The sequence below is a fragment of the Halorubrum distributum JCM 10118 genome, from assembly GCF_000337335.1.
Taxonomy (GTDB): Archaea; Halobacteriota; Halobacteria; order Halobacteriales; family Haloferacaceae; genus Halorubrum; species Halorubrum distributum.
Map to the genome: position 1 here is coordinate 1 of NZ_AOJN01000008.1, position 5,769 is coordinate 5,769.

A 5,769-nucleotide genomic window follows, 5' to 3' on the forward strand; every position below is an offset into this window, starting at 1 on the left:
AGAACTCTATCGCAAACCAGGACGAGAAGCTCTCAAACACGCCGTCAAAGCCACTCTCTGAAATCAACAATGTGCTACACAAGAGCGATCCGGAGATATCTGAGCAAAGGAGGTAGCATACTCGCGCTGCTTTTCCTCACTCAGGTCAATCCACTGGACGGTTGGCGGATAGCTAAGCACGAACTCAAACGAGTCAAGGCGTGCGTCCGCACTCAGATAGTCTCCTTTCCGAACCTCTACTTGGTCAGTGTAGTTCTCTCGAACCGTCTCGACATACTCGTCCTCTGTATCGATCGCAACCCCAGATGGTGGGTTATGCACCGAGTCCTCGAAATATCGTTCCACAGCAGAAATTAATTCACCTTTCCCACATCCCGGATACAGGATTCGCTTCCCGTACGTGGAGCTGATATCCTTGAAGAGGAGTTCAGCCATCCGATCAGCAACCGTCTCAGGAACACGAAATGGAGGCATAATCTCCCGTTTCGCATCCAACCTAATGACGTTATGCCGGGAGAGAGTGGTTCACTCATCTGAGTCGGTGGTCTCTGATTGGACTGTTTCGTGAACATTCTCCAGTTCCTCTCGGCGAGCCGACGCTCTGGTGGACGCTGATGTCGTGCTTTTTACAGAGCATTCGTTCGACTGTGAAGGTCATCTCGTCAAAATCGGCCGTCGTGATGCCGATGTCCTCCGGTGATAGCGTCTCATCAGCCGTTGATGTCTCGAAAACAGGTATCGGCCGCGATGTCGCTAGTGGGGGGCCGTCACTCGTCGCCTTCGAACCCCTTACGCGCGTAATGACGCGCGCGAATTCGCGCACGCTATTCGCGCGTAATTGGCGTCCTCAAGCGCTCTAACACCAAATTTATGGATTATGGGTGTATCTGTCCTGATAGAATGTCATCAGATCACTCTCGACTCAGGCTTGCCACCATGTTTAGTCGATTTCAGAGCCAGCCAGAGGAGGGTCGTTGAATATGCCGACGATCAACGCATACAAACACGATCCTGGTTACTACATCCGCGCTTGGACAACCGACCTCGGAAACATCAATTACAAGCTTCGCTCCCGGGGTAACACGATCATCGAACGCTTCGGATTGGAAGATGGTGACGAGATTTCGTGGGATACAATCCACGCTTTGAAATCGATTGGAGAAATCTACACCGAGGGATCCGGAACGCTCGGTCGCGATGACTTCGCCCCTCTTGATGGTGATACGAAAACTCTGTCAGAAGAGGAAGCGAAAAGACTGCTCGATTCAATTTTGGACGAGAAGAATCCGTCCGAGCAACGGATCAAGGAGCTCTGTGACATCTTAGACATAGAGCGTCCCGAGTCGAACATTGAGCGACTGGAGCAGGAGTTAGCATCCCGAATCGCCGGCATCACCAGTCGCGAGAGTTTCCAAACGGAGGTGACATTGAATGGTCCCGCCGATCAGGCAAGCATCTCTGTCAATATAGAGCCCTCGGAAGAATCCACAGAGCCACCTCTGGATTCCACGATCAATCTTCTGCTGTTGGGCGATACGTCCCTCGATGATCCCGGGATTGCTCGACATGATATCTATCTCTGCGAGGAACATGGTCTCGAAGGATGGTCGTTTGCTTATTCGGGTTCGTGGGAGACCCATGCGGAGATGGCACGTCAGAAGGCAGAACTCATGCCAATCGTGATTCAGTGGTTCGACGATCTGAATATTGACTACGGCATTCCGAAGGAGAGTTTCGGCGGCGCTCAACGAGATCTCCTTGGATAGCATCCGCCCACACAGCCTTCGTCGCGGTATGCTCGGCTAGCGGTTATTGGAACTCACCTTCCCGGTGTCCCAGGCCTCGTGGTCGTTCCGGGGGCTGGCGGGGAAAGGAATCCGACGGCCGACGGGCGGTGTCTGGACCGCGTCCGGCTTCTTGATTGCTCGCACTCGCGGTCCCGGTTGGTCGGGATCCGACGTACATCGGCTTTCGCGCTTGGCTCCGCTCCGTGACGACCTCCCGATGGAGCAGCGTACAGAGCTCCATGACGCTCTCGGCGAGCGCGAATGCTGCCTCTCGAGACCGGAGGTCGTGCTGGCTGAAGAGGATCGTCCCATCGGCTCGATCGACCCGGACCAGCCAGTCCGAGGATTGCTGGACGTGGCAGAGGACGGATTTCGAGAACTCGTAGGCGAACACGAAATGGTCGTCATCTGTTCGGCGTTGCAACCACCAGTTGTCGGGAGTGATCTCGCTGTTGCTCTCAGAACTCATCGGTTACCCGGGACGGATGTGTCGTCCCGCACCCCTTGCGGGACGAACAACAACACCAGCGCTCACGTCGTCGGGACTTCGTCGCCACCGTCGGCAACGTATTTAGTTATAGCAAGATACTGTCTAATTACATTCGGATGGCTGTACTGGACGATCTCTCGGGGTTCGAGTTCGAGGACGTGATGGAGGACGTGTTCCGGAACCTCGGCTACGAAAACGTCCGCCAGGCCGAGCGGACGGCCGACGAGGGGCGCGACGTCATCATGGAGGAGGTCGTTGACGGCACGCGACGGGCGATCATCGTCGAGTGCAAGCACACCGGGACGGTCGGCCGGCCGGTCGTCCAGAAGCTGCACTCGGCCATCGCGACGTTCGACTTCGACGGCCCGAAGCGAGGGATGGTCGCCACCACAGGTCGATTTACGAACCCTGCCGAGGAGTACGCTGACCGGCTCCAGCGGAACGACGATCCCTATCCCATTGAGCTGATCGACGGCGAGGACCTTCGGGAGATCGCCGACGAAATCGGTCTCGATCTCTACAACGGGCGCATCGAGATTCTCTGTGACGAGACGCTCCGACCGTACGATCCGGCGGCGGATGTCGACGCACCTGTCCAGGAGGCGTTCCGCGACATTGAGAACATCGAGGCCGCGGATCTGCCGGTGCCGCACTCGCAAGTGACGTTCCGACCAGTGGTTGCGATTACCGCCGACACGAACGCTGTCTTCGAGACCTCAGTCGGTGTCATCCACCGGATCAACGACCGCACACAGTTCGTTGTCCACGCTGAGCGCGGCCATCCGAAGGTGGCCGACGACGAAGTCGCGACGCTGGTCACCGAGAACTTCCACGCGACGGTCTCCCTCGATACCGGGCAGTTTACCGAGGCATTCGACGACGTCGACGAACGACGGTTCGGCCAGACCCAAACGGAGTACAAGGAGTGGGCTGTTGACCGCCTCCAGGATTACCACACGACGACGGTGACCTACACCGGCGACAATAACGTCACGTACAACAAGACCTGTGAGCCGAATCTCTTGGACATCTCAGTGCAATCGATTGAGCCGGTGTATCTACCTGAGGTTCGGCAGACGACAGAGATACTGGAGTACGCGTATCCGTACGAATACTATGCTGCTGGCCCCTCACGGGTCACTCTGGAGGACGGGATTCATCGCTGCGTCCACTGCGAAACGAGCGGCGTCGACGAGACGTACACCTACTGTCCGAACTGCGGGGCGATCGCCTGCGACACCCACATCAAGACCGAACGGCTCGAAGGGGAGCCGGTCTGTACCGGCTGTGCGGTGACCGAACGGTTCGCGCTGAAGAGGAAGTACTTCTACGACGAGGAGAACCTCGGCGCGTTCCGCAAGGAGTACGCCGAGATGCCGATCCACGAGAAGGCGATGGAGAACAAGCTGCTGGCTGGCGGGAGCGTGGTTGCGACGCTGCTGCTCGTCGTCGGACTACTCGTGATCGGCGGCATCATCTAACCAGTCGCAATTTTCCGCCAGACTGCGGGGTTGGGGTTACGCGACTCCGTACTGCTCTTTGAGTGCCATATATTCCTCCTTCTTTGGGAGGATGACTGGCAGACCATCTGTCCTGTCGAAGTCGCCCCGAAGTGGCCGATACAACGCTTTCACAGTGGGTTCCAGGTCGTACCACCGTGCGGTCTCGACAAGTGTCTCTTGATCGATATCCTCCGACTCGATCAGCAGCATCGAATAGCTGACCCGCCGGGATCCGCTATCCAGAAGGAGTGTATGGCACACGACTTCAGCAGGCGTTAGCTCCTCATCTGGAGCATACCAGAACGGAGGCTCGCCGGCGAGGAAAAACTGTAGACCATACGCTGTAAACCGACCCAGTCCGGTCATCTCCCAGTCCGGAGCTGCTTGGTGTGCGTCCGTATCCTCAGCGGTCTGTACGCGGACGAGGGATCGGTTCGGACCGCACCACGCGATCGTGGCGCTGGGGGCGATTTCCCGGACTCGGGCTCGATGTTCGTGCTCTACAGTAGCCCGGGCGAACGCCAACAGCGGCGAGACTTCGTCATGAAGGGCGTACTTCGAATCGGATCTGGAGAGTAGTGCTCGGTGCTTGAGCGGCGATAACGCGCTATGGACACCTTGTCGAGTGATTCCGAGTCGATCTGCGATATCAGCGATGTAACGTGGTCTATCGAGATACCAACACACGCGGAGTGTGGCTGGGGAGAGCAGTTCCGTCCAGTCTACGTGGCTGAACTCCACCTGCAGCGTTCGATACGCTTCGGTAACTGGATGTTCCGCGATGCGGACACGACGCTGATTGCTGGACCCACGGGTTTCTGTGAGCAATCCCGCTGCGAGCAATTCGTCGAGTACGTCGTACAGATGGTCTCGTGAATATCCGGTTTCGGCCGCGAGTTCCGCCGGTGTTGCTTTACGGCCGGTACTCAGCGCGTCAAGCACGGCGAGTCCGGCCTTCGAAATCATCTGGGTCTTTCTAAACCCTAACTATATAAATACGATTTGGGATTTTACTTGACGACTGCTTCGTCCCGGACCAGTTCTGCGAGCGCGTCCTCGAGCGACCCGTTGAATTGCCAGCTCGCCTGCTCGAAGGCCTCGTCGGTCGGGCCGTCCCAGCGGGGGAACGCGGAGTGACCGCTCACTTTGACTGTCCACTCGGTCGGCTCGTCGAACGGGTTCTCCGTCGGGAGTTCGACGACGTAGAGGTACTCCTCGTCGCCGTGGATGCCGTCGGCCGGATTTTCGACACCATGGCCCAGCAGGAACAGCGGCTGGTCGAGATGCTCCATATTGGACGGCTCGAGGAGATCCGCTGGCTGAGCCGCGTCGATCGTTCGCTCTGGGTCGCCATCCAGGTAGAGGTCGACCGTCGAGAGCTTGTCGAGGAACACGAAGGTCGCCGCCGTGTAGCCCGGGCCACGCTCTGCGCGGGTCGCATCGAGAAGCTCTTTCAGTTGTGCGAGATCCCGGAGGACGCTCCCGGGGTACCCGTCCGAATGCCGGTACACCTGCGCGACGCGGTCGGCGCTGCCATCTGTCTCACCGGTCTGTTCGACTCGTTGGACGAATCGGAGTTGGCTCCGTGTCGACATCGGTACTCGCCGGCGCGTGTGCGCCGGCACCCATCGCCGGCGCTGAAACAACACCACACAGTCGTAGCGGGATTGCAATCCGCTACGCGAGATGTGACACCTTGTCTGGTTCCTCCACGTCGTCGAATTCACCACGCTCGACCGGCTCCCAATCCTCCCCAGGTGCTGGACTCCACCAGTCGATCTCATAGGCACCCGGTGCACCGAGGATTTTTGCCCGTGCCGAGCCGTCAGGCAGGTCGCGACGGAGCTTCTCGTCGACGTGAAGGTTCCACGTCGAGTCGGTGTCGAAGCACGCGAGCACAGCCTCAGTACTTCACAAAGCCGCTTAGTTAGAACGCCTGCTTGCTGAAGGTGTGTCTACGACCCAGCAAGCAGACAGTGAACTCCACGAA

The 5,769-nt window shown here is 58.1% G+C and carries 4 protein-coding genes and 1 pseudogene; 2 read left to right on the forward strand and 3 right to left on the reverse strand.

Annotation, left to right across the window (positions count from 1 at the left end; translation table 11 throughout):
* The first annotated feature begins 980 nt into the window (after positions 1 to 980).
* Entirely contained in the window at positions 981 to 1,766 is a 786-nt protein-coding gene (locus C466_RS00605) for a hypothetical protein (protein ID WP_004595480.1), read from the forward strand.
* A gap of 627 nt (positions 1,767 to 2,393) precedes the next feature.
* Entirely contained in the window at positions 2,394 to 3,758 is a 1,365-nt protein-coding gene (locus tag C466_RS00610; RefSeq protein ID WP_004595478.1) for a restriction endonuclease, read from the forward strand.
* Between the two features lie 36 nt (positions 3,759 to 3,794).
* Here C466_RS00610 and C466_RS00615 read toward each other — a convergent pair whose 3' ends face one another.
* From C466_RS00615 to C466_RS00625, 3 genes and pseudogenes are all read right to left on the reverse strand, one after another.
* Positions 3,795 to 4,745, reverse strand: coding sequence for a MarR family transcriptional regulator (locus C466_RS00615; protein WP_049908317.1), 951 nt, complete (start codon positions 4,743 to 4,745; stop codon positions 3,795 to 3,797).
* A gap of 44 nt (positions 4,746 to 4,789) precedes the next feature.
* Positions 4,790 to 5,374, reverse strand: coding sequence for a hypothetical protein (locus C466_RS00620; protein WP_004595475.1), 585 nt, complete (start codon positions 5,372 to 5,374; stop codon positions 4,790 to 4,792).
* Between the two features lie 82 nt (positions 5,375 to 5,456).
* A pseudogene (locus C466_RS00625) lies at positions 5,457 to 5,684 on the reverse strand (DUF7567 family protein); the annotation flags it as partial.
* Positions 5,685 to 5,769: the final 85 nt, after the last annotated feature.